Origin of the sequence: Xanthomonas sp. 10-10 (assembly GCF_040182365.1) — a bacterium.
In the GTDB taxonomy this organism is placed as follows: Bacteria; Pseudomonadota; Gammaproteobacteria; order Xanthomonadales; family Xanthomonadaceae; genus Xanthomonas; species Xanthomonas arboricola_F.
The window spans coordinates 4560001-4583930 of the sequence record NZ_CP144460.1 but is presented as its reverse complement, the minus strand read 5'-3'; the positions used below and the strand labels follow the sequence as shown (position 1 = coordinate 4583930).

Below are 23930 nucleotides of genomic sequence, written 5' to 3'. Positions count from 1 at the left end.
TACCTCCAGACGGGTGCGCGCAACCTGCGCATGGGCGTGGGACATACGGCACAATCGGTCTTCCTCATTGCCGATCGCCCCTATGCGCTATCCCGCCCTGGACCTGCTGCGTGGTATCGCCATCGTCTGGGTGATGCTGTTCCATTCGTTTGTGGTCGGTGGGCTGGGGCCGGACTGGGCATGGCTGTCGCGCTATGGCTGGATGGGGGTGGACCTGTTCTTCGTGCTCAGCGGGTTTTTGATCGGCACGCAGGTGCTGAGGCCGCTGGCGCGCGGGCAACGCCTGGATTTCAAGGAGTTCTATCTGCGCCGCGCGTTGCGCATCCTGCCGGCGTTCTTGCTGGTGCTGGTGATCTACATGGTGTGGCCGGATTTTCGCGAGTCCCCCGGGTTGGCGCCGTGGTGGATGTTCGTCACCTTCACCCTGAACCTGTTCGTCGACTACGGCCGTGATGCCGCGTTCTCGCACGCCTGGTCGCTGTGCGTGGAAGAACATTTCTATCTGGTGTTTCCGTTGCTGGCGACGCTGCTGCTGCGTCGACCCTCTGCAGCGCGGTTTGTGATGCTGTGCATGGCGGTGGTAATCGCGGGCATCGCGCTGCGCGCCGGCTTCTGGTTGCACAACACTGCCCTGGACAGCGCTGGCCTAGGTCTGCAGCGCAACTGGTTTATCGAAGACATCTACTACCCGACCTGGAATCGTCTGGACGGCCTGCTGGCCGGTGTCGTACTGGCGGTGCTGAAGGTGTTTCGCCCCACGCTGTGGCAACGGCTGCAGCAGCACGGCAACGCCATTCTGTGTGCCGGCGTGGCGATTCTGGCGCTGGCACTGTGGCTGTTCCGCGAGCGCACCGGCCTGATCGGCAATGCGGTGGGCTGGCCGGTGCTGTCGCTGGGACTGGCCTTGCTGGTGCTCGCCGGCACCGCCAGTAGCGGTGTGCTTGGCGGTTTGCGCGTGCCGGGCGCGGCTTGGCTGGCAGCCATCTCCTACAGCCTGTATCTGACCCACAAGGCCGTGTTCCATCTCACCCAGGGATGGTTCGGCCCGGCGCTGGAGGGGCGGGGTGTGCTGGCATTTGCGGTGTATGGCCTGGCGGCAGTGCTGGGTGGCGCGCTGTTGCATTACGTGGTGGAGCGCCCGTTCCTGCAACTGCGCGACAAGCTGCTGCGGCCAGCAGCGCGGCCGTTGACTGCCGCCGGTCGCGGCTGACCGGGCAAAGCAAAACGCCGCGCAATGCGCGGCGTTTTCGTCATCCCTGGCGGTGCGCCGGTTGCAGGGCCGCACCGAGCTTGGATGCTGCGCAATCTGCCCACGCGCCGACCAACCCACCATCGGATCGCGACGCGACCGGGGCATTGGCGTTGCAGGCCATCGTCACTGCGCGTCGCGCGCCACCTGGAAACCGGCGAACGACTGCGTCACCGGCATGATTTCCAGCCGATTGATGTTCAAGTGCGCCGGCAGGCTGGCGACGTAGAAGATCTGCTCGGCGATGTCCTCGGCGGTCATCGGGGTGGCGCCGCGGTACAGCGTGTCCGAGGCGGCCTGGTTGCCGCCGGTGCGCACAAGGGTGAACTCGGTTTCGGCCATGCCCGGTTCGATCGAGGTCACGCGCACGCCGGTACCGTGCAGGTCTGCGCGCAGGCCCAGCGAAAACTGCTGCACGAACGCCTTGGTGCCGCCGTACACGTTGCCGCCGGTGTAGGGGTAGGTCGCCGCGACCGAGGCGATGTTGATGATGGCGCCGCGACGTGCGATCAGCGCCGGCAGCAGGCGGTGGGTGAGGGTGACCAGTGCGGTGACATTGGTGTCGATCATCTGCTGCCACTGCGCAAGATCGGCCTGCTGCGCGGGCGCGGTGCCCAGTGCCAGGCCGGCGTTGTTGACCAGCACATCGATATCGGCGAATGCGGCAGGCAGCGCGTCGATGGCCGCCGACAAGGCCTGCGCATCGCGCATGTCGAACGCAGCGGTGTGCACCTGGCCGGCGGGCAGGTCGGCCGCCACTGCGTCCAGGCGATCGGCACGCCGGCCGGTGGCGATGACCTTCCAGCCGGCGGCGGCAAAGCGGCGTACCGCAGCGCTACCGAAGCCGGAGGTGGCACCAGTGATCAGGACGGTCTTGGACATGGGAACTCCAGGGGATGGGGGAAAGCTTGAAGTGGCTCGAAAACATGGCGAGCGATGGTCGGGTGGGTGCGGGAGGCGCGCTCGGACCCGAAGTGTACGAGGGGTCCGGGCCGCGTCGAGCATCGTCCACGCCCGCCTGGCGGTGGGCGCAGTCGTTGTGTTTGCCGTTCCTAGGGGACGCGAACCGGACGGGCAGCTGCGTCCTGACGTGCGCGCAGCATGTCTGCGGTGAGCGCTTCGCGGGCGATCACATGTCCTCGGCGCAGCTGCAGCAGCACATAGCCAGCCGGCGCGTCGGACGATGAGTTCTCCGCAGCTGGCAGCGCGGCGATCACCTCGCCTTCCATCCACACCGCCGCAACCGGCGCGCGCTGGCCGGGGAACAGCACCGCCAGCGGTAGTTCCGGTGGCGCCTCGGCGCAGGCACCCAATACCACGCGATCGAGCACCAGCTGCTGCGCGTCCACGCGCCAGAACGCCTGGTAGCCACGCCAGTTGGCGCTGCAGCTGCCCAGGGCGTCGCCCGCCTGCGCCACGAAGCGCTTCCAGGTGGCGGGGTCGTCCAGCGGTCCGGACAGCGGCTCGGCCAGCAGCGTTGCCTGCTGGCCATCGATCTGGATCTGGTCGGGAATCTGCTCGGTAGCCTGCGCCGTGCCGATCAGCCCAAGCAGTCCCAGTACCGTGCTGGCGAGGCGGCGCATCACCGCGCTTACTGGGCCTTGATCGCGATGGCAGGCAAGCCGCTGCCGGTAAGCTTCTGCTTGGCTTCGGCCAGTTCGCTTGCGGTGCCGTACGGCCCCATGCGCACGCGGTAGACCGTCTTGCCGCTGATGTCGGCCGATTCCACGCGCGCGGCCAGGCCCATCATCGCCAGCTTGGCCTTGGTCGACTCGGCGTCGCCGGAGGCGCCGAACGAGCCCGCCTGCAGGATGTAACGGGTGTTGTCGGTGGCCGCCGGTGCTGCCGCCGCCGTCGCAGGCTTCGGAGCCGTCGCGGCCGGCGTGGCGAGTGCCACGCTGCTGGCCGGTGCCGGCGTGGCTGCCGGACGTGGCTGGGTGGCTTCCGGCAACGGCTTGGGCGCGCTGGCGGCGGTTTCTTTCAGGGGCATCGGCACGCTGGCCGCCGGCGTGGCCGCAGCGACGCTGGCGGCGGCCCCCGGCGCCGGCGCGACGGGTTTGCCTTCCAGCGCCGCGCGCGCGCGCGCGGCCTCTTCGGCACGCGCGCTGGCGGCCAGTTCGGCATCGGACATCTGCACTTCCTTGCCGGGCAGCAAGGTGTAGAAGTCGTACTGGGTTTGCGCATCGCCCGGCTTGGGCTGCGGTTTGGGCTGGGGCGTGCTGGGCTTGGGCAACTCGGCCGGCGTGTCGGTGTCGGCATCGGCCACCGGTTCGGGCTGCGCGTCCGGATTGGCGCGGGGGCCGACACGGAGGAAGCCGTCGCCATCCTTCTTGAACAGATTGGGGGCGGCCAGGAAGATCACCGCCGCAATCGCGGCGCCCGCCACCAACCACACCCAACCGGGCGTGCCATTGCTGGTGTTGCGTCGTGCCTGACTCTTACCGCGTCGTGCTGCCATCTACCACTTCTCCGAATCGTGTCGTTGCGGGCGGTGCGCCCGGCTTGGTGCGGCGATCGCTGCCGCTGCGTCTGCCTTGGGCGGCGCAACGGACGCGCGGGGCGATGGAGGCCGCCGCTGACCGCGCAGGCAGGCGTGCGCTCCACGCCTGCCCGGTTGCTTGCAGTGACTACATCTTTTCCGGGGCGCTGACGCCGAGCAACTCCAGGCCGTTGGCAAGCACCTGCTGGGTCGCGACGGCGAGGGTGAGTTTGGCGTCGCGCTCTGCGGCATCGTCCACCAACAGCTTGGTGTTGTGATACCACGTGTGGAAGGCATGCGCCAATTCACGCAGGTACTGCGCGATCTGGTACGGCTCCAGTGCCTGGCCGGCGATTTCCACCACTTCCGTATAGCGCGACAGCTCCAGCATCACGTTGAGCGAATGCTCGTCGTCCAGCCGAGCGAGCTGTGCAAGACCGTTGGCCTGCTCGTACTTGAAGCCCTTTTCCTGCGCCTGGCGCAGCACGCTGCACACCCGTGCATGCGCGTACTGCACGTAGAACACCGGGTTGTCGTTGCTCTGCGCGCGGGCCAGGTCGATGTCGAAGGTGAGCTGCGAATCGGGCTTGCGCGCGATCAGGAACCAGCGCACCGCATCGGCGCTGGTCTCTTCGATCAGGTCGCGCAAGGTGACGTAGCTGCCGGCACGCTTGGACAGCTTCACTTCCTCGCCGCCACGCATCACCGTGACCATCTGGTGCAGCACGTATTCCGGCCAGCCCTGCGGGATGCCCAGCTCGAGCGCCTGCAGGCCGGCGCGCACGCGCGTCAGCGAGCCGTGGTGGTCGGCGCCCAGTTCGGTGATCGCGCGCTCGTAGCCGCGCTGCCACTTGGTCAGGTGATAGGCCACGTCCGGCACGAAGTAGGTGTAGGTGCCGTCGGACTTGCGCATGACGCGGTCCTTGTCGTCGCCGAAGTCGGTGGACTTCAGCCACAACGCGCCGCCTTCCTCGTAGGTATGGCCGGAGGCGATCAGCTTCTGCACCGCTTCTTCGACCTTGCCGTCCTTGTACAGCGAGCTTTCCAGGAAATAGATATCGAAGTCGACGCGGAACGCGGCCAGGTCGTGGTTCTGCTCGTTGCGTAGATACGCCACCGCAAAGCGGCGGATCGATTCCAGGTCGGCCGGGTCCTTGGTGCCGGTGACCAGGTGGCCTTCCAGGTCGACGGTGTCGCCGGCCAGGTAGGCGTTGGCCACATCGGCGATGTAGTCGCCGCGGTAGCCGTTTTCCGGCCAGCCCTCGCTGTCGGGGGTGAGCCCCTGCGCGCGCGCCTGCACCGACAGCGCCAGGTTCTCGATCTGCACGCCGGCATCGTTGTAATAGAACTCGCGCTTGACGTTCCAGCCATTGGCATCGAGCACACGCGCCAGGCTGTCGCCGATCGCCGCAGCGCGGCCATGGCCGACATGCAGCGGGCCGGTGGGATTGGCCGAGACGTATTCCACCCCGACCGAGCGGCCGTTGCCGGCCAGGCCGCGACCGTAGTCGTTGCCCTGCTTGATCACATGGGCCACCTCGCGCTGGTACGCGGTGGGCGCCAGATGGAAGTTGATGAAGCCGGGCCCGGCGATCTCCACCTTGGCAACGTCCTCGCTGGCCGGCAATGCGGCCACCAGCGCCTGCGCCAGGGCGCGCGGATTGCTGCGCGCGGGCTTGGCCAGCAGCATCGCGGCATTGGTGGCGAAGTCGCCGTGTTCGCGTGTCTTGGGTCGCTCGACCACAAAATCCGGCGGCAGGGTGTCGGCGGGCAGGGTGCCGTTGGCGCGCAAGGCTTCGATGCCTTGGCCGATCAGTGCGCGGAGTAGGGCTTTCACGTGGGATCTGCTTGGAACCAAACCAGCGATTTTACCCGACCGCGCGGCACACGGTCCGGCCGATGGTTCAGGTCGGCGCGGCGGTGTGACCCGATCCACCCAGATGCCGCGCGACGGCCGGGCGGGCGCGGCCGGTGTTTGCCGCCGGCAGATGCCCGCGTGCGCTGTGGCTCACCCGTGGCACGGGCTGCTTCGCGTCCGGATTGGCTGATCATCGCACACCGCTGCCCCGGCACCGCGCGCCACCGCCCCGGCTGACCACGGCAGCTACCCGGATGGCATCGCTTCCGATAGGGCATCAGGCGCGCCAGTCCAGCCAACCGCGCTCGGCCAGCGAGACCGGCCGACCGTCGCCGATCACGAAGTGGTCCAGCAGGCGAATATCCACCAGGTCCAGCCCTTGCAGCAGACGTTGGGTGACGGCGCGGTCGGCCTCGGACGGCTCCGGATTGCCGGACGGGTGGTTGTGCCCGACGATCACCGCTGCGGCGTTGTGCAGCAGTGCCCGCCGCACCACTTCGCGCGGATGGATGTCGGCGCCGTCGATGGTGCCGGTGAACATTTCCTCGAAGGCGATCGCGCGGTGGCGGTTGTCCAGAAACAGCACCGCGAACACCTCGTAGGTGCGTGCGCGCAGCCGCTGCGAAAAATAGCGGCCCACGCTGGGCGGGTCGCTGAGCGCCTCGCCGCGCTCCAGCCCGCTCATCAGGTGGCGGTGCGCCAGTTCCAGCGCCGCGTTGAGCTTGCAGGCCGAGGCCGGGCCCAGGCCAGGCAGGCGCGCCAGGGCCGAGGCCGGGCGGTCCAGCAGCACGCGCAGCGGCCCGTGCCGGTGCAGCAGCTCGCGCGCGGTTTTGACCGCGTCCTGGCCGCGCAGCCCGGAGCCGACAAAGATCGCCAGCAGCTCCGCATCGGACAGGGCAGGGGCTCCGCGCGCCAGAAGTTTCTCGCGTGGGCGTTCGTTGGTGGGCCAGTCGTGTATGTGCATATGGCGAGATTGCCGGTGCTTATCGCGCACGCCCATCAGGCCGGACGGGGGCATCGGCTAATCTAGTTGTCCTTGTAACCGTAGGACGACTCCGACGTGATCGGCTCCACTCAGGCCCGCCCCCTGGACGGACAGCGTTTGCTGCTGTGCGTCGGCGGAGGCATTGCCGCTTACAAATCGCTCGAACTGGTGCGTCGCCTGCGCGACGCCGGCGCACAGGTGCAGGTCGCCATGACCGGCGGTGCGCAACAGTTCGTCACCCCGCTGAGCTTCCAGGCGCTGTCCGGGCAACCGACCCGCACCACGCTGTGGGACAGCGCCGCCGAGCAGGCGATGGGGCATATCGAACTGGCCCGCTGGGCCGACCGGGTGATCGTGGCGCCGGCCACCGCCGATCTGCTCGCGCGCCTGGCGCACGGGCTGGCCGACGACCTGGTCAGCACGCTGTGCCTGGCCACGACCGCGCCGCTGACCGTGGCCCCGGCCATGAACCACCGCATGTGGCTGCATCCAGCCACCCAGGCCAACATGGCGACCCTGCGCGCGCGTGGAGTGGCGGTGATCGGCCCCGACGACGGCCCGCTTGCGGAAGGCGAATCCGGACCCGGCCGCCTGGCCGAGCCGGCGGCGATCATTGCGGCGCTGGTCGGCACCGCCGCCGCCGATGCGTCTCCACCCACTGCTGCGCCGGCCTTCGTGCCCAGCAGCGCCGAACTGGACGGCCTGCGCATCGTCATCAGCGCCGGCCCGACCTTCGAAGACCTGGACCCGGTGCGCTACGTCGGCAACCGCAGCAGCGGCAAGATGGGCTATGCGCTGGCCGCCGCCGCCGCGCGCCAGGGCGCGGAGGTGGTGCTGGTCAGCGGGCCGGTGCACCAGACCACGCCAGTGGGCGTGCAGCGCATCGATGTGCGCTCGGCTGCGCAGATGCGCGATGCGGTGCTGGGCGCGTTCCCGGCCGACATCTACATCGGCGCTGCGGCGGTCGCCGACTACACGCCCAAGCGGGTGGTCCCACAGAAGATCAAGAAGACCGGAGAAACGCTGACCCTGGAGCTGGTACGCACCCCGGACATCCTGTCCGAGGTCGCCGCGCAGACCGGCGCACTCAAGCTGGTGGTCGGTTTTGCCGCCGAAACGCACGACGTGGAGCACTACGCGCGTGGCAAGCTGGCGGCCAAGCGGCTGGACCTGATCATCGCCAACCAGGTAGGGATCGCCGGTGGCGGCTTCGAAAGCGACAACAATGCCGCCACCGCCTATTGGCAGGGCGGCGAGCGCGCATTTCCCACTAGCAGCAAGACCGAACTGGCCGACCGACTGCTGGCCCTGATCGCGGAGAGATTGCAGGCATGAGCCACCCGACCCACTCCTTGCAGGTGAAGTTGCTCGACCCGCGCTTCGGCGATCTTTGGCCGCTACCGGCCTATGCCACCGAGGCCAGTGCCGGCATGGACCTGCGCGCGGCACTGGAAGCGCCGATGACGCTGGAACCGGGCGACGCGGCGTTGATTCCCAGCGGCATCGCGATCCATCTGGCCGACCCGCAGGTATGCGCGGTGATCCTGCCGCGCTCCGGGCTTGGCCACCGCCACGGCATCGTGCTCGGCAACGGAACCGGACTGATCGATGCCGATTACCAGGGGCCGCTGCTGATCAGCACCTGGAATCGCGGTCGAGAGGCCTTCACCATCGAGCCGGGCGACCGGATTGCGCAATTGGTGATCCTTCCGATCGTGCGCGTAGGCTTGCAAGTGGTGGATACTTTCGTGGACAGCGCGCGGGGAGCGGGTGGATTCGGCCACACCGGCGTGCGCTGACGGGGGAGCTTGACGATGAGCAAGGCGAACGAGCGCAGGCAGGGGATGTCGAGCGTGCGTACGAGTGGTCCGGTGTTGGGTGGCGTGTTGTTGCTGCTGGCCGCCTGGTTCGGCTGGAACAGCTACGCGCAGTGGCGTGAGGATGCGATCTCCCAGAACCTGGAACAGGCGCGCGACCGTGCCGTGCAGGACGTCGGCAAGGCGATGGCTGCGCAGGCGAGCCAACTCGACGCCGTGCTCAAGCAGCCGCCGGTCGCCAGTGCATTGGCCAGCGGCGACGCGCTGGCCGCCGCCTCGGCGATCCGCGAGCGCTTCAAGGGCGCCGAGGACGTGCAGGTACTGCCCGGCGATCTGGCCGCCGCCTACGCCAATCCCAAAGATTTCGGCTACGCCCGGCTGAGCCTGCTCGAATCGGCGCTGGTGGCCGAACGTGCGCAGGTGCACGTGGTGCGCGATGCCAAACAGGTGCGGCTGGGTGTGGCCGCTGCGGTGCGCCTGGGCGCGCAGCCTGCGGTGGCCTATGCACGGCTGCCGCTGCTGCGCCTGACCGGCCCCCTGGATGCGATCGCGGTGCCGGGCAGCGCCTATCTGGCGTTGCGCCAGGGCAGCTACAACGTGGCCCAGCAGGGCGATGCGGGCTTGGCCGATGCCGCCGAAACACTGGCAAAACCGCTCGGCAGCAGTGGCCTGCGGGTGGCCGCTGCAGTCCCGCAGAGCGACAGCGGCCCGCTGGGTCTGGGGGCGCTTGGGTGCGCCATCGTGGCCGGCTTGCTCGCCATCATCGCGGTGTTGCTGGTGTTCGCCAGCCGCGGCCGGGTGGCGCTGCCGCGCCGGCGCGTTGCCGGCGACGCGGCCACCGACGAGCCGACCTTCAGCCAAAGCCTGCAGCACGACGCCAGCCTTGCCAACGAAGCGCGCGCGCTGGATGAGCCGACAGCGCCTGCGTCGCCACCGGTGGTCCCGGTGGTGCAGATCGCCACCGAGATGTTCCGTGCTTACGACATCCGCGGCGTGGTCGGCAAAGACCTCAACCCCGGCGTTGCCGCATTGATCGGCCAGGCCATCGGCAGCGTGATGCAGGCGCAGGGGCTGCGCGATGTGGTGGTGGGGCGCGACGGGCGTCTGTCCGGGCCTGAGCTCAGCAACGGTTTGATCGAAGGCCTGCGGCGTGCGGGCTGCCACGTGACCGACATCGGACTGGCGCCGACGCCAGTGGTGTATTTCGGCGCCTACGAACTGCGCGCCGGCAGCTGCGTGGCGGTGACCGGCAGCCACAACCCGCCGGACTACAACGGCTTCAAGATCGTGATCGGCGGCGAGACGCTGTCCGGCACCGCGATCGCCGAGCTGCATCAGCGCATCAACGAAGGCCGCCTGCATACCGCCGCCACGCCGGGCGAGCTTGAACAGCGCGACATCAGCGATGCCTACATCCAGCGCATCGCCGACGACGTGCAGCTGGACCGCCCGATCAAGGTGGTGGTGGACGCCGGCAACGGCGTGGCCGGCGAGATCGCGCCGCGTCTGCTGGAGGCGATCGGCGCCGAGGTCGTGCCGCTGTATTGCGATATCGACGGTACCTTCCCCAACCATCACCCCGACCCGAGCGAGCCGCACAATCTCGACGATCTGGTGAAGATGGTGCAGCGTTTCGATGCCGACATCGGCGTGGCCTTCGACGGCGATGCCGACCGCCTGGGCGTGGTGACCAAGGAAGGCAGCGTCGTGTTCCCGGACCGCCTGCTGATGCTGTTTGCCGCCGACGTGCTGCAGCGCAATCCGGGCGCATTGGTCATCTACGACGTCAAATGCACCGGCAAGCTGTCGGACTACGTGTTGCGCAACGGCGGCAGCCCGCTGATGTGGAAGACCGGACACTCGCTGATCAAATCCAAGATGCGCGAAACCGATGCCGAACTGGCCGGCGAGATGAGCGGGCATTTCTTCTTCAAGGAACGCTGGTACGGCTTCGACGACGGCATTTACGCCGCTGCGCGCTTGCTGGAAATCCTGGCCCAACGCGAGGAAACCCCGTCCGAGGTGCTGGATGCCTTGCCGGAAAGCGTGTCCACGCCGGAGATCAAGGTGCCGGTGGAGGGCGATGCACATGCGCTGGTGGCGCGCTTTGTCGAGCGCGCGCAGGCCGGGGACGAGTCGCCGTTCGAATCGGCGCGCTTGTCGACGATCGACGGCCTGCGTGCGGATTTTGTCGATGGCTGGGGCCTGGTGCGTGCGTCCAACACCACGCCGATCCTGGTGCTGCGTTTCGAGGCCGACACCGACGCCGCGCTGGAGCGCATCCGCGCGCTGTTCCGCAGCCAGCTGCAGATGCTGCTGCCCGACCATCCGCTGGCGTTCTGAGCCACGCACGCTGGTGAGCGCGCGCCCACGTGGGCCGCGCTCACACCAGCGGTGTTGCCAAGTAAGTGGCCAAACGTTACGCATCAACCGGGTGCCTGCTGTTCGCGACCGAGCGAGCGGGCACTGTCATTTGCCGTGCCGGCCATGCGTGTCAGGCGCGCGCCAGCAAGCGGCGCAGGTTGCCGCGCCGCGCCGGGCGCGTCGGGCAACAACCACACCGCGTCCCAGTACGGGTATGCGCCGATCCGCTCCGCCAGGCCGGTACGTAGCGGCAATGCGATCAGGCGGCGGGCGAACTGCCGGCAATCGATGTGCGATGCCAGCGTGCTCGCGTCCAGGGCCGGCTGCCAGACGGTGCCCCCGCGCCCGCGCGCCCGATTGATCGCCTCGCCAGCGACCTGCCGCGCGGCAGTCGCCGTCCGCAGCACGGTGGCTTCGTCAGGCGCCTGCAGCAAGGCGCACCACATCTCTGGCAACAGCACCCAACACAGCACCTGCGCGCCCGGCCAGGTGCGTGGCATCGCCAGGATGGCGGCCGCCGCACGCGCGCAGCGCCAGTCGGCAAACAACGGCACGTGCTGATGCGTGTGCAGCCGCAGGTGCCAATGCGGTGTAGCAGGCGTGGAGACGGCGAACGGGCGATGGAGCAGGGCGCTGGGCATGACGACAGCGTGCCTGCGGCCTCAGTGCGGCGACATCGGCCGCTGGCGCGGTCTCAGGTCAGTCAAGCGCGCATCGCCATGTCCGGACAAATGCATCGCCTTGGGCACCGCTGCGGCCGCTGTCAGCTGTCCAGTGACGCAACAGCACCACGCATCGAATCAGCGGCAATACCTCAAAAGCCTGATGCTTCCCGAACCCCGAATTCCGAATCCCCGCCCCTCAATGCTCCGCCCGGTCCCGCTTCCAGCCGCGATGCTTCACATCCAGATACAGGCTGTAGAAGGCGGTAAACGCCGGGAACAGGTTCTGCAGCACGCCCACCGAATCCTGCTTGGCCGAGAACACGAAGTAGCTCAGCGTCATCAGGCTGCCGACCACGCTCATGTACCAGAACAACCGCGGGATCACCGGCTTGCCAGCGCGCTTGGAGGCGACGAACTGCACCAGCCAGCGCCCCCCGAACATCAGCGCACCCACATAGCCGATCAACTTCCAGCCGGTGACATGGATGCCGGTCCAGTACAGCCAGGTCAGTTGCTGATCCAGCAGGCTCGTTTCCATCAACGTTCCTCCACCGCGGTGCGCTTGCTGCGGGTGATCAGCCACGCCACCCCGCGCAGGTCGCGGATGCCCACCAACGCGCGATTGAGATTGTTGTACTTGGATACGCCGGCGGTGCGATGGCGGTGGTTGACCGGCACACTCACCGTGCGCCAACCGGCGCGCTGCATCAGGGCCGGCAGGTAGCGGTGCATGTGGTCGAAATAGGGCAGGTCCAGAAACGCCTCGCGCTCGAACAGCTTGATGCCGCAACCGGTGTCGGGCGTATTGTCCTGCAGCATGCGCGAGCGGATCGCGTTGGCCCATTTGCTGGCCCAGCGCTTGGACCCGGAATCCTGCCGGTTGACCCGCCAGCCGGCGAACAACTTGACCTGCGCGTCGGCCTGGCTGCGCGCGATCAGCAACTTGGGGATGTCGGCCGGATCGTTCTGACCATCGCCATCGAGCGTGGCGATCCAGCTGGCGCGTGCGGCCTTGACCCCGCTGCGCACCGCCGTGCTCTGCCCGCTCTGGGTGACGTGGTGCAGTACCCGCAGTTCCGGCGTAGTGGCCTTGAGGCCTTGCAGCACCGCCAGGGTGTCGTCGCGCGAATGGTCGTCGACGTACACGATCTCGAAGGCCACCAGGCCACGCAAGGCGGCGACGATTTCGCCGACCAGCGCGGGGACGTTATCGCGCTCGTTGAACACCGGGACGACGACGGAAAGCTGAGGTTGGCTCATGGATTCGTGCTGGCCCGATGATGGCTGTGCGAAAAAGATCGCGCATTGTGCCCTGAGCGTCTGAGCCAGGCATGAAGCCGACGCGCGTTATGTGCAGTGGAGCGATCGTAAAACGGCCTGTAGCGGATGGAGCAGCCGATCGGCGGCGGTTACCGGCCGGCGCGTGTCCGCATCAGCTGCCCCGAATCCGGGCGACATTGCAGTGCACGCCCTCCGCGCAGCCTGCCGGCCACGCGGCTGCAAGGCTCAGGCGCGCTCGCCGAAATAGCTGCGGCACCAGTCCACCACCTGTGGCAGGCCGCGCTCCACCGGGGTGGCCGGATCGAAGCCGAACGCTGCCTGCGCGCGCTGCGTGTCGGCCATGGTGCGGATCATGTCGCCCGGTTGCATCGGCCGGTAGACCTTTTCGGCCGGGCGGCCGGCGGCCTGGGCGATCACGTCGATGAAATATTCCAGCTCCACCGGAGTGTGGTTGCCCAGATTGAACACCCGGTGCGGGATCGCCTCATCGCTGGGCGTGTCCAGCGCGCCCAGCACGCCGGCCACGATGTCGGCTACGAAGGTGAAGTCGCGCTGCATCCTGCCGTGGTTGAACACCTCGATCGGGCGACCAGCCAGCACCGCGCGGCTGAAGATCAGCGGCGCCATGTCCGGCCGGCCCCACGGGCCGTACACGGTGAAAAAGCGCAGCCCGGTGGCGCGCAGGCCGTACAGCTGCGCATAGGTGTAGCCCATCAATTCGTTGGCCGCCTTGGTGGCCGCGTACAACGAACGCGGCTGGTCCACCCGCTGGTCCTCGGAAAACGGCGGGGTGGCCGAATCGCCGTAGACCGAGCTGCTGGACGCATACACCAGGTGCTGCACGCCGCGGTGTCGGCACAGCTCAAGCATGTTGACGAAGCCGACCAGGTTGCTGTCGACATAGGCAGAGGGGTTTTCCAGCGAATAACGCACCCCGGCCTGCGCGGCCAGATGCACCACGCGGGTAGGCTGGATCTGTTCGAACAGCGCCGCCAGGCCATCGCGGTCGGTCAGGTCCAGCGTGCGGATGTCGAGCTGCGGGCACAACGCCGCCACCCGGTCGCGCTTGAGCTGGGGGTCGTAGTAGCTGTTGTAGTTGTCCAGGCCCACCACGGTCTCGCCACGCGCAGCCAGTGCGCGGCAGGTGTAGGCGCCGATGAAACCGGCGGCGCCGGTGACGAGGATGGTCATGGCAATGATCCTGAAAACATCAAAGGGAGGCGGGCAAGCAACGCTCAGAACACCCCGAAGCGCGCCTTTTCGCCATGTTGCGGCGGCGCAGGTCGATGTCGTCCCGAATGTTGCCGGCATCGAAGCGATCCAGCAGTCCATCGCTGCCCTGGCTCAACTTCAACGCCAGTGCTCCGAAGACATCGTATCGTCGGCGTGGCTCATGGGCGGCGTTTGCCGTCGCTGCCGGCGCCGGGATTGGCGACACGGCGCCCCGGCTGCGGTGTGGTTGCAGGCGGCCCTGCGCGCTCGGCTGCCAGCGTTGCCTTGCGCTCGGCGCTGAAGTCCCACCAGTTGCGGGCCGGCTCGCCTTGCATGAAGCGCACCAGTGACAGGAAGACATCGATCACGCACGGGTCATGGGTGACGCCGGTGCGCAGGCAGAGCTGTGCGTACATGTCGTAGGCATCGCGGCCCTGCAGTTGCGCCGGCATGCGGATGCCGATCCGCTGCAGGTCCTTTTCGCAGGCCGGCCCGACGTTGGGCAGGTCGGTCAGGCGCAGCAGATGCGCGCGGTCCACTTTGGCGGGATGCATCGCTGATCCTCCTGCGCTGGCCGCATTCACCCCTTGCGGGTGCGCAAGCGTTCCAGCACGCCTTCCAGGGTATCCAGGTCGGTGTAATGGATCACCAGCTTGCCCTTGCCGCCGCGGCCATGGTTGAACACCACCTTGGTGCCCAGCGATTCGGACAGCTCGGTCTGCAGCGAGGCGATATCGGCCTGCGGTGCAGCGGTCACCGGCTTGCCCTTGCGCAGCGAGCCCGGCACCTTGCCGGCGGCGAACTGCTGCGCGCGGTGTTCGACCTCGCGCACCGACCAACCCTGGTCGGCCGCTTCCTGCGCCAGCTTGCTGGCCAGCTCCGGCGCCAGGGTGAGCAGCGCACGCGCATGGCCCATTTCCAGGCGGCGGGTTTCCAGCAGCACCCGGATCGCCACCGGCAATTCCAGCAGCCGCAGCAGGTTGGACACCGACGCACGCGAGCGGCCCACCGCTTCGGCGGCCTCGGCGTGGGTCAGCGAAAATTCGTCGATCAGCCGCTGCAGCGCCTGCGCTTCTTCCAGCGGGTTGAGGTCTTCGCGCTGGATGTTCTCGATCAGCGCCATCGCGATGACGGTGCGGTCGTCCAGCTCGCGCACCACCACCGGCACCTCGCTCAGCCCGGCCAGCTGCGAGGCGCGCCAGCGGCGTTCGCCGGCCACGATCTCGAACTGCCCCGGCGCCAGCGCACGCGCCACGATCGGCTGAATCACGCCCTGCGCCTTGATCGACTCCGCCAGCTCGGCCAGCTTGACCTCGTCCATCTCGCGGCGCGGTTGATACTTGCCCGGCTGCAATTGGTCCACCGGCAACTGGCGCAGGGTATCGCCCGGCTGCAGCGCGTCCTCGCTGCTTGCCTCAGGTGCCGCTGCCGCTGCTGCGCCCTTCGGTCCCAACAGCGCTTCCAGGCCACGGCCCAGGCCGCGTTTCTTTGCCAGGGGCGGCTTGCTCATCAGACGGTCTCCACGGGCCGGACGGCCTTGTTGCGGTCGTTCTGGCGGCGCACGATTTCGCCGGCCAGCCCCAGGTAGGCCACGCCACCGCGCGAGGTGCGGTCGTAACCGACGATGCTCTGGCCATGGCTGGGCGCCTCGGCCAGGCGCACGTTGCGCGGCACGATGGTGCGGAACACCTTGTCGCCGAAATGCTCGGTCAGCTCCGCCGACACCGCGTTGGCCAGGTTGTTGCGGATATCGAACATGGTGCGCAGCACGCCTTCGATTTCCAGCGCCGGGTTGAGGTTGGCGCGCAGCGCTTCGATCGTCTCCAGCAGCGCGGTCAGCCCTTCCAGCGCGTAGTACTCGCACTGCATCGGCACGATGATCGAATCGGCCGCGGTCAAGGCATTGAGCGTCAGCAACGACAACGCCGGCGGGCAGTCGATCAGGATGAAGTCGTACTCGTCGCGGATCGGCGCCAGCGCGCGCTTGAGCCGCTGCTCGCGCTCGCCCTGGTCCATCAACTGGATCTCGGCCGCGGTCAGGTCGATGTTGCCCGGCAGCAGGTCGAAGCCTTCCGGCGCGGTCACCCGGATCTCGGCAGCGGTGTTCTCGCCCAGCAGCAGATCGCAGGTGGAGGCGGCCACATCGCGCTTGTCGATGCCGCTGCCCATGGTCGCGTTGCCCTGCGAGTCCAGATCCACCAGCAACACACGCTTGGGCGCGCGCGCCAGGCCGGCCGCCAGATTGACTGCCGTCGTGGTCTTGCCGACGCCGCCTTTCTGGTTGGCAATGGCGATGATCCGGGCCATGCGGGAGAGCCTCGTGGGCAAGGAGTAAGACCGGCCATTATGCGGGCAGGGCGTCGGATCGGGAAATGCCGCCAGCGGCGGGGCATCGGACAAGCGGGAATGACGCCGTGCGGTTCAGCCCGCGGGCGAGGCGGCGCCGGGCGGGTCCTTCATGGCCCGGTAGCGCTGCAGGATATCGGCGATTTCGCCGTCCAGCGCGGTGCGCTGTTGTTCGAAGCTGGTCTGCAGTCGCAACTGCGCCATCAGTTCGCGATGGCGTTGCTGGATGTCGCCGGCCAGCTTGTCGGCCACGGCCTGGCCGGCAAGCTCGCGGTCGCCGGCGGCGCGCAACATGCTGGCCAGGCCTTCGCGCAGGCTGGTCACATTGAAGCGCGCGGTGTGGATGTTGTTGTCCACGATGGCAATGCGCTCGTTGAACACCCGGCGCAGGTCGTCCTCGCTTTGATACGACATCAACATGGCCTGGTCGGTGCGCTTGCGCATCTGCTCGGCGGCCAGATCGGCCTGGCGTTGTTGTTCATTGGCCGCTGCCGCAGCACGCTCGTCGCTGCTCATCGCGCGTTGCACCTCGGCGCTGCGCATGCCGCTTTTGACGTTGAACTCGTCGCGCGCCTGGTTCACCGCTTCCGGTGGCAGCGTGTCGCTGCACACCCGGGCGCCGTTCTGGTTCCAGCAATACAACTTCTTGGCGGCAGGCTTGTCCTGCGCACCGACCGGCACCGCCATGACAGCGGCCGTCACGGCGGCGAGTAACGCCAAACGTTGGTGTCTCGGCATCATCGCAGCCCCCTGTCGCCTGCCGTCAGCCTGTGGTGTCGGTGCCGTAGCGGCCACGATAGGCCAGCAGCGGTTCCCGGTAGTCGACAAGGTCGGCGTTTCCTGCCGCAAAAGCAAGCAGGTCGGCGAGGTTGGCCACCGCGATAACCGCAAGGCCGGCCTCGGCCGCCACTGCCTGCGCCGCCGAGCGGCGGTCCTGCTCGGAGGCGATCTCCTGCCGGTCCAGCGCCACCACGATCCCGGACGGGATGCCGCCGGCGCCACGGATGATGCCCAGCGCCTCGCGGATCGCGGTGCCGGCGGTGATCACGTCATCGACGATCAGGACCTTGCGCCCGGCCAGCGGCGCACCGATCAGGCTGCCGCCCTCGCCATGGTCCTTGGCCTCCTTGCGGTTGAACGCCAGCGGCAGATCGCGCCCGCGCCCGGCATAGGCACAGGCCAGCGCCGTCGCCAGCGGGATGCCCTTGTAGGCCGGGCCGAACAGCAGGTCGAAGTCCACCCCGGCCGCATCGATCGCATCGGCATAGCACTGCGCCAGCTGCGCGGTCTTGGCCCCGGAATCGAAGCGCCCGGCGTTGAAGAAGTACGGGCTGAGCCGCCCGGACTTGAGCGTGAACTCGCCAAAGCGTAGGGCATCGGCGCCCAGGGCCAGCTGCAGGAAGCGGGTGCGGTGATCGGTCATTGGACGGGAACGGGGAATGGGGAATCGGGAATGGTAAACGCATCGTGCGCTGGCAGCCTTCCGGCTGCGCCTGGGGTAGGCTTTACGATTCCCCATTCCCGACTCCCCATTCCCGGCCTATGCGCATCATCAGTTTCAACGCCAACGGCCTGCGCTCGGCCGCCAGCAAAGGCTTCTTCGATTGGTTCGCCACCCAGAACGCGGACGTGTTGTGCATCCAGGAGACCAAGGCGCAGGAACATCAGCTGGCCGGCCCGGAGTTCCTGCCTGCCGGCTACAAGGCCTGGTTTCGCGACGCCAGCACCAAGAAGGGCTATAGCGGCGTGGCGATCTATGCCAAGCAGGCGCCCGACGAAGTGCGCACCGCGCTGGGCTGGCCGGAGTTCGACGAAGAAGGCCGCTACATCGAAGCGCGTTTTGGAAACCTCAGCGTGGTGTCCTTCTATATCCCGTCCGGCTCCTCGGGCGAACTGCGCCAGGGCTACAAGTTCCAGGTGATGGAATGGCTGCGGCCGATCCTGGACGAATGGCTGGCCAGCGGCCGGCAGTACGTGCTGTGCGGCGACTGGAACATCGTGCGTTCGGCGCTGGACATCAAGAACTGGAAATCCAACCAGAAGAATTCCGGCTGCCTGCCGCCCGAGCGCGATTGGCTCAATGGCCTGTGCGCCGACGCGGCAAGCGACGCCAGCGCTGCCGATGGCCGTGGCTGGGTCGACAGCTACCGCGTCCTGCATCCGCAGGGCGAGGACTACACCTGGTGGAGCAACCGCGGCGCCGCGCGCGCCAACAATGTCGGTTGGCGCATCGACTACCAACTGGTCACCCCCGGCCTGCGCGACGCACTGCAGGCCTGCGCGATCTATCGCGAGCAGCGCTTCTCCGACCATGCACCGTATGTCGTGGATTACGCGCTGTGAGTGAGGCCGCGCAGTGGGTCGGCGCGAGACGGGGCGGGAGTGTCGCTACTCAGAATTGGCGTACTCCCAGTGGCGTGGCGCAGTCAGGCATCACGTGCATGCGGGCGGTAGCCCGCCGCAGCGCGAGGGCTGCAGATCCTTCAGGGAGCCGATTGTGCGTTTGCGTCAGCCCGGCCCGCGCCGCGGTCGGTAACACTGCCCGCACTGCACCGACCAGCATCCGATCCCACCGGCCGCACGCATGAGCAAGCCCGCACCCAAGTACAAAGGCCTGCGTGGCATCCGGCAAGCCTTCGCCACGCCATCGGCGGCGACCATGGCATTGCTGGGTTTCGGCAGCGGCCTGCCGTTCTTGCTGATCGCCTCGCAAACGCTGTCCACACGGTTGCGTGATGTCGGGCTGGACCTGGGCAGCATCGGCCTGATCAGCCTTGCCAGCTTCTTCTATCTGCTCAAGTTCCTGTGGGCGCCGCTGATCGACCGCTATGCGTTCCCGATCACCGCGTTTCTGGGCCGCCGGCGTTCCTGGCTGCTGGTCTCGCAACTCGGCGTCACCGCCGGCCTGTTCGCACTGGCGTTTTCGCGCCCGGACATGAGTGTCACCGGCCTGGTCGCCTGGGTGCTGTTCGCCTCGTTCTGGGGCGCCACCCAGGATTCGGTGGTGGATGCCTACCGCATCGAAATTGCCCCGGACACGGCGCAGGCGGCCTTGGCGGCGACCTACACCCTGGGCTATCGGGTCGGCCTGATCCTCGGTGGCGCCGGGGCGCTGTACCTGGCCGAATACCTCAACTGGACTTCGGCGTACCTGGCCATGTCGGCGCTGATGCTGCTGCCGATCATCACCACCCTGGTATGCCGCGAGCCGGACCGGCCGCTGGTCACGGTGGTGCGTCGCATCGACGTGGCCGGCGCATTCTGGCAGCCCATTTCCAGTTTCTTCTCCAGCAATGGACTGGTGCTGGGCATCGTCCTGCTGGCATTTGTCGGCCTGTTCAAGTTCCCGGATCAGGTGATCGGCGTGATGGCCGGGCCGTTCTATCTGGATTCTGGCTACACCAAGGCCGACATCGCCACCGTGTCCAAGCTGTTCGGTGTATGGATGGGCATCGTCGGCGCGTTCGCCGGCGGTGCGGCGGTGGCGGCGTTCGGTTTCCGTCGCATGCTGCTTGTGGCCGCCCTGGGCGTGGCGCTGTCCAACCTGGCGTTTTTGCTGATGGCGCAGAACCCTGGCAAATTGTGGGCGTTCTACGCCGCACTCAGTGCCGACAATCTGTTCCAGGGGTTCGCCGGTACCGTGCTGGTGGCCTTCATGTCATCGCTGACAAATCGCAATTTCACCGCCACTCAGTACGCCCTGCTGGTGTCGCTGGCCAATCTGCCGGGCAAATTCGCCGGCGGTGTGTCCGGGTTCCTGGTCGAGGCCACCTCCTACAGCACCTTCTTCATCCTCAGTGCCCTGACCGTGGTTCCCACGCTGGCCCTGCTCGCCTGGCTCTGGCCGCGCCTGCTGGCACACGACAGGCAACCGGATTGAAACCGCCGTCAAGGTTGTCGATGATGCCGACGGGGCACTGCATCGCACGAGGAAGGGCATGACCGATCTGGTGTTGCGTGACATCGATCCGCTGCTGGTGGACCGCATCCGCCGCATTTCCGTCGCACGCGGCTGGACCCAGCACCAGACCGTCATGCATCTGCTCGAACAGGGCCTGTTCGCCAGCGAATACGAAGTCACCGGCGGCCTGCAGCATCCGGAAGTCGATGCCCTGGCCGAAGCGATTGCCGCACTCAAGGCGTTGCCGGCCGGTAACAATCCCTAGCGACAGGCGAGCTGCGGCGGCTGCCAGGCAGAGTTGGAAGGGCCCATTCGCAACACATGCAGTGGTGAAGCGCTTCCGGCCCTTGCTAGCGGGGCCAGACAATCGGCGGCAGGCAAGTCCGTTCCATGCCCGGACGGCAGCCGGCCCCAGCGCACGTTCGCCCCAACCGCCTAATCCTCTTGTGCCGGCTGCTGGCAATGGCCTGGTAGGACCCTCATGCCGGATGGATCGCCCCCAGCAACCGCGGTCCCGCCGCGCCGGTGACCGACGGCAGGTTCGCCGGGCGCCCGGCCAGGAGTTCGGCCGCCAGCCAGGCAAACCCCATCGCTTCCAGATAATCCGGATCCAGCCCATGCCGCGCGCTGGATTCCACCACCACCCCCGGCAGCCGCGCCGCCAGGCGAGTCATCAGCACCGGATTGCGCACGCCGCCGCCGCACACCAGCACGCGGCGGGTCTGCGGTTGCAGCCGCAGCAAGGCGTCGGCCACGGTGGCTGCGGTGAGTTCCAGCAAGGTCGCCTGCACATCGGCCGGGCGCAGGCGCGCATCGCCCATCGCCTGCATCACCCAGGCCAGGTGGAACTGCTCGCGCCCGGTGCTCTTGGGCGGCGCCAGCGCAAACCATGGGTCGGCCAGCAACGCCTGCAGCAGGCGCGCGTCCACCTGGCCACTGGCCGCGAACGCACCGTCGGCATCGAACGCGGTGCCGTGATGCTGCTGGCACCAGCTGTCCAGCAGCGCGTTGGCCGGGCCGGTATCGAAGCCCAGTACTGTGCCGTCGCGCGGGATCAGCGTCAGGTTGCCGATGCCGCCCAGGTTGAGCACCGCGCGGTCTTCATCGCCGGCCCCCAGCATCGCCAGATGAAAGGCCGGCATCAGCGGCGCGCCCTGTCCACCGGCAGCGACATCGCGGCGGCGGAAATCGGCCACCGTGGTCAGGCCGGTGTGCTCGGCGATCCGGCTGGCATCGCCGATCTGCCAGGTAAAGGCCGGATCCCCGTTCGGCCGGTGGCGGATGGTCTGCCCATGCGAGCCGATCGCGCGGATGCGCTGTCGCGCAATGCCACTGGCATCGATCAGTTGATTGGCCGCAGCCGCAAAGGCCAGACCCACCTGCGCATCCAGCCGGCCCAGCGCATCGATGGCGATGGTCTCGGCGCCCTGGCCCAGCGCAACCAGCGTCTCGCGCAGCTGCGGCGCCCACGGCACCGTCATGCCTGCAACCAGTTCGCAGCGTCGGTGGCTGTCATCGGCAAAACGTACCAGCGCGGCATCGATGCCATCGGCGCTGGTGCCCGACATCAGGCCCAGATAGAGCGGGGAGTTTTCGTGTTCCGGAACGGTCATGCCAGAGCCAGATGCGCAGCGGTCGTGCAGCTTGTGCAGCCTGGGCGAGGCCGTCAACTGGCTGCCGATGGGTCCGGCCGAAAGGACGGCGCCCCTGACCGAACGAAGGCCGCCAGTAGCCAGGAATCCGCGCGACCATCTGGGAGCAGCCAACAAAGCGTCGCGAGCACTCGTCAGATACGCGGACGGCGCGCTGGGAACTCGCAAACCAGTGGTACGGGCCGCACCGAGCACCGGCAGCGTCTACCTGGTCGCTACATAGCGGGTGTGCTGGCCGCTCTAAATGCGTCGCCTATGTGTTTACCGCTTCGCGCCGATGCGACAGTTTGCTGACAGGCGGATGGGTGCGGACATTCGTACCGAATGCGGTCACTGCCAGGAGCGACGCGCAGTCTCAAGTCAACTTGTCCAGCTGCATTCGCCTGGCGCGGCGGTGCGCGGACCAGTGCGATCGCACCGGTTAGGGCTCGCCGGAGCCCTCAACCGCGCGGCTTGCCCTTGGCAGTCTTGCCGGCATCGGCATAGATCATCTTTTCCATGCCTTCGATGCGCGCCATGGCCGGTGCAGTCTGTGCACGGAAGGCGGCCAACTCGGCGCCTTGCAGCGGCTCCGGCGGCGGCATCGTCACCGACATCGGGTTGCGCTGCTGCCCGGCGACGCGGAATTCGTAGTGCAGATGCGGGCCGGTCGCCAGGCCGGTCATGCCGACATAGCCGATCACCGTGCCCTGATTGATGCGCTGCCCGGCCTTGATCTTGCCGAAGCGCGACATGTGCCCATACAGCGTGCTGTAGTTCCTGCCGTGATCCAGGATCACCACATTGCCATAGCCGCGCTGGGTGCCGACGAACACCACCCGCGCATCGCCGGCCGCCATGATCGGCGTGCCCGATGCGGCCGCGTAATCCACACCCTTGTGCATGCGCATCGTGCCCAGAACCGGATGCTTGCGTGCACCGAAGGTGGAGCTGATGCGGCTATAGGCCACCGGCATGCGGATGAAGCTCTTCTTCAACGGCCGTCCGGTGATGTCGTAGTACTCGGCCGGCTTGCCGGCGCGCTCGAAGCGGAAGCCGGTATAGGTCTTCCCGCCGGTGGTGAAGGTCGCCGCCAGGATGTCGCCGGTGTTGATCCGCTCGCCCTCGCGCCAGGTCTCGTCCATCACCACGCTGAAACGGTCGCCCGGCTGCAGATCCTTGTCGAAGTCGATGTCGTACTTGAAGATCTCGTCGGTCATGATTGCCACCGCGGCCGGCGACAGCCCCGACTTGCCGGCCGATGCGTACAGCGAGCTGCTGATTTCACCGCTGGCCACCACGGTGCGCGTGGTGGTCGCACGCTCGGTCACCTTCTCGCGCACGCTGTCGCCCAACAGGCGCAATTCCACCCGATGACTGTCGTCACGATCGAAGCGCAGTGCCCGCAACTCACCCGGCGTCGGCATGTCGAACGCAATCTCGGTCCCCGGACGCAGCTTGGTCAACGCCTCCTTGGTGCCAGGATGCGCCAGCACCTGATACATCACCGCGGTCGGAATTCCCAACTCCCCGAACAACGTGCTCAGCGTCTGCCCCGACTTGACCTGCAGGATTTCCCATTCCGTGCTCGGCGCCAACTGCTTGCGGCTGGGCACCAGTGGCGGCAACGGCAACGCCAGCGTGGAATGGCTGGAGAGCGGGGTGTCGATGGCGTTGGAAAAGCCTGGCACGATCGTCGCCACCATCGCACCGATGGTCGCGAACAAGCTGGCGTGGATCCAGTGACGGCGCGTCCAGCGGTCATTGAATGCGGCCGGCAGGTGCTGCTTGAGCTTGCGATGCAGTGCAGTGTCGTGGAGGACGTGGAGGCGTTCTTGGAAGCGCCGCTTGCGTGCACGGCCCTGCTCTGAGTTCTGCATCGTTGGATTTCCTCGCTGGCTCGAAGTGCGAGCCCAATCGCCGGTACCATAGACAGCCTGTAACAGCGCGTCAAACCATTGAGCCTGTTCATTATTTTCACTTGGCGCGGAATTAACCCGCGTTTAACATCATTCACGTTGTTGACGGCAAACGCCGCTGGAGTCCGTGGTTGGCCACTATTGAAGAATCCCTCGCACTCATCGGCCGTGGCGCCGACGAGATCCTCAAGCCCGATCAGCTCGAGGCCCGCCTGAAATCGGG

General features: G+C 67.4%; 23 protein-coding genes and 1 pseudogene (1 of these 24 running past the window's edge). 8 read left to right on the top strand and 16 right to left on the bottom strand.

Annotation, left to right across the window (positions count from 1 at the left end):
• The first annotated feature begins 82 nt into the window (after positions 1-82).
• Positions 83-1210, top strand: a complete 1128-nt coding sequence (locus VZ068_RS19340; protein WP_259166987.1) for an acyltransferase — start codon at positions 83-85, stop codon at positions 1208-1210.
• 165 nt (positions 1211-1375) lie between these two features.
• On the opposite strand, the gene VZ068_RS19335 is transcribed toward VZ068_RS19340, so the two are convergent.
• The 5 genes from VZ068_RS19335 to radC all read right to left on the bottom strand — a co-directional run bounded on the left by VZ068_RS19335 (position 1376) and on the right by radC (position 6586).
• A complete protein-coding gene (locus VZ068_RS19335) occupies positions 1376-2131 on the bottom strand; it encodes an SDR family NAD(P)-dependent oxidoreductase (RefSeq protein ID WP_349656205.1) in 756 nt (251 codons plus the stop codon).
• Positions 2132-2301: 170 nt separating this feature from the next.
• Positions 2302-2835, bottom strand: a complete 534-nt coding sequence (locus tag VZ068_RS19330) for a hypothetical protein (protein ID WP_349656204.1) — start codon at positions 2833-2835, stop codon at positions 2302-2304.
• A gap of 5 nt (positions 2836-2840) precedes the next feature.
• Entirely contained in the window at positions 2841-3707 is an 867-nt protein-coding gene (locus tag VZ068_RS19325) for an SPOR domain-containing protein (protein WP_259157028.1), read from the bottom strand.
• A gap of 169 nt (positions 3708-3876) precedes the next feature.
• On the bottom strand, positions 3877-5565 hold the full coding sequence (argS, locus tag VZ068_RS19320; protein ID WP_349656203.1) for an arginine--tRNA ligase: 1689 nt from the start codon (positions 5563-5565) through the stop codon (positions 3877-3879).
• 298 nt (positions 5566-5863) lie between these two features.
• Entirely contained in the window at positions 5864-6586 is a 723-nt protein-coding gene (gene radC, locus VZ068_RS19315; protein WP_259158272.1) for a DNA repair protein RadC, read from the bottom strand.
• A gap of 60 nt (positions 6587-6646) precedes the next feature.
• On the opposite strand from radC, the gene coaBC reads away from it, so the two are divergent.
• The 3 genes from coaBC to VZ068_RS19300 are packed head-to-tail and all read left to right on the top strand — an operon-like array spanning position 6647 to position 10731.
• Complete coding sequence (gene coaBC / locus VZ068_RS19310) at positions 6647-7906, top strand: bifunctional phosphopantothenoylcysteine decarboxylase/phosphopantothenate--cysteine ligase CoaBC (RefSeq protein WP_349656202.1); 1260 nt, start codon at positions 6647-6649, stop codon at positions 7904-7906.
• Positions 7903-8370, top strand: coding sequence for a dUTP diphosphatase (dut, locus tag VZ068_RS19305; RefSeq protein ID WP_228323229.1), 468 nt, complete (start codon positions 7903-7905; stop codon positions 8368-8370). The genes coaBC and dut overlap by 4 nt, the downstream gene beginning before the upstream one ends.
• Before the next feature lie 15 nt (positions 8371-8385).
• Complete coding sequence (locus VZ068_RS19300) at positions 8386-10731, top strand: phosphomannomutase/phosphoglucomutase (RefSeq protein WP_349656201.1); 2346 nt, start codon at positions 8386-8388, stop codon at positions 10729-10731.
• A gap of 83 nt (positions 10732-10814) precedes the next feature.
• Here the strand turns inward: VZ068_RS19300 and VZ068_RS19295 are convergent, their stop codons facing one another.
• From VZ068_RS19295 to pyrE, 9 genes and pseudogenes are all read right to left on the bottom strand, one after another.
• Positions 10815-11393, bottom strand: coding sequence for a hypothetical protein (locus VZ068_RS19295; RefSeq protein ID WP_349656200.1), 579 nt, complete (start codon positions 11391-11393; stop codon positions 10815-10817).
• A 220-nt stretch (positions 11394-11613) separates the two neighbouring features.
• Entirely contained in the window at positions 11614-11955 is a 342-nt protein-coding gene (locus VZ068_RS19290) for a lipid-A-disaccharide synthase N-terminal domain-containing protein (RefSeq protein WP_005995568.1), read from the bottom strand.
• Entirely contained in the window at positions 11955-12677 is a 723-nt protein-coding gene (locus tag VZ068_RS19285) for a glycosyltransferase family 2 protein (RefSeq protein WP_349656199.1), read from the bottom strand. The genes VZ068_RS19290 and VZ068_RS19285 overlap by 1 nt, the downstream gene beginning before the upstream one ends.
• A gap of 246 nt (positions 12678-12923) precedes the next feature.
• Positions 12924-13889 carry an SDR family NAD(P)-dependent oxidoreductase gene (locus tag VZ068_RS19280; RefSeq protein ID WP_349656198.1) on the bottom strand — a complete coding sequence of 322 codons (966 nt, stop codon included), beginning with the start codon at positions 13887-13889 and terminating at the stop codon, positions 12924-12926.
• 287 nt (positions 13890-14176) lie between these two features.
• Positions 14177-14464 (bottom strand): annotated as a pseudogene (locus tag VZ068_RS19275) (helix-hairpin-helix domain-containing protein); the annotation flags it as partial.
• Positions 14465-14490: 26 nt separating this feature from the next.
• Positions 14491-15420 carry a ParB/RepB/Spo0J family partition protein gene (locus tag VZ068_RS19270; protein ID WP_259166977.1) on the bottom strand — a complete coding sequence of 310 codons (930 nt, stop codon included), beginning with the start codon at positions 15418-15420 and terminating at the stop codon, positions 14491-14493.
• Positions 15420-16217, bottom strand: a complete 798-nt coding sequence (locus tag VZ068_RS19265) for an AAA family ATPase (protein ID WP_046964673.1) — start codon at positions 16215-16217, stop codon at positions 15420-15422. Before VZ068_RS19265 ends, VZ068_RS19270 begins: the two co-directional genes overlap by 1 nt.
• 114 nt (positions 16218-16331) lie before the next feature.
• Positions 16332-16997 carry a hypothetical protein gene (locus VZ068_RS19260; RefSeq protein ID WP_349656197.1) on the bottom strand — a complete coding sequence of 222 codons (666 nt, stop codon included), beginning with the start codon at positions 16995-16997 and terminating at the stop codon, positions 16332-16334.
• A 22-nt stretch (positions 16998-17019) separates the two neighbouring features.
• Positions 17020-17679 carry an orotate phosphoribosyltransferase gene (gene pyrE / locus VZ068_RS19255; protein ID WP_349656196.1) on the bottom strand — a complete coding sequence of 220 codons (660 nt, stop codon included), beginning with the start codon at positions 17677-17679 and terminating at the stop codon, positions 17020-17022.
• A 119-nt stretch (positions 17680-17798) separates the two neighbouring features.
• On the opposite strand from pyrE, the gene VZ068_RS19250 reads away from it, so the two are divergent.
• The 3 genes from VZ068_RS19250 to VZ068_RS19240 all read left to right on the top strand — a co-directional run bounded on the left by VZ068_RS19250 (position 17799) and on the right by VZ068_RS19240 (position 20422).
• Entirely contained in the window at positions 17799-18599 is an 801-nt protein-coding gene (locus tag VZ068_RS19250; protein WP_259157007.1) for an exodeoxyribonuclease III, read from the top strand.
• 241 nt (positions 18600-18840) lie between these two features.
• The gene (locus tag VZ068_RS19245) at positions 18841-20136 is read left to right on the top strand and encodes an MFS transporter (RefSeq protein WP_349656195.1); all 1296 of its coding nucleotides are present in this window, start codon (positions 18841-18843) and stop codon (positions 20134-20136) included.
• A gap of 58 nt (positions 20137-20194) precedes the next feature.
• Positions 20195-20422, top strand: a complete 228-nt coding sequence (locus VZ068_RS19240) for a hypothetical protein (RefSeq protein ID WP_047692723.1) — start codon at positions 20195-20197, stop codon at positions 20420-20422.
• Positions 20423-20636: 214 nt separating this feature from the next.
• Here VZ068_RS19240 and VZ068_RS19235 read toward each other — a convergent pair whose 3' ends face one another.
• Together VZ068_RS19235 and VZ068_RS19230 are read right to left on the bottom strand one after the other, a co-directional pair.
• Positions 20637-21770 (bottom strand): anhydro-N-acetylmuramic acid kinase, encoded by a 1134-nt coding sequence (locus VZ068_RS19235; RefSeq protein ID WP_349656194.1) that lies wholly within the window; start codon positions 21768-21770, stop codon positions 20637-20639.
• 479 nt (positions 21771-22249) lie between these two features.
• A complete protein-coding gene (locus VZ068_RS19230) occupies positions 22250-23668 on the bottom strand; it encodes a M23 family metallopeptidase (RefSeq protein ID WP_349656193.1) in 1419 nt (472 codons plus the stop codon).
• Between the two features lie 170 nt (positions 23669-23838).
• Between VZ068_RS19230 and tyrS the strand changes: the two genes are divergently transcribed.
• Positions 23839-23930, top strand: the 5' end (the start) of a protein-coding gene (tyrS, locus tag VZ068_RS19225; RefSeq protein WP_349656192.1) for a tyrosine--tRNA ligase. The gene runs 1120 nt beyond the window's last position; 92 of the gene's 1212 nt are visible here — the first part of the coding sequence; it begins with the start codon at positions 23839-23841; its stop codon lies beyond the right edge, outside the window.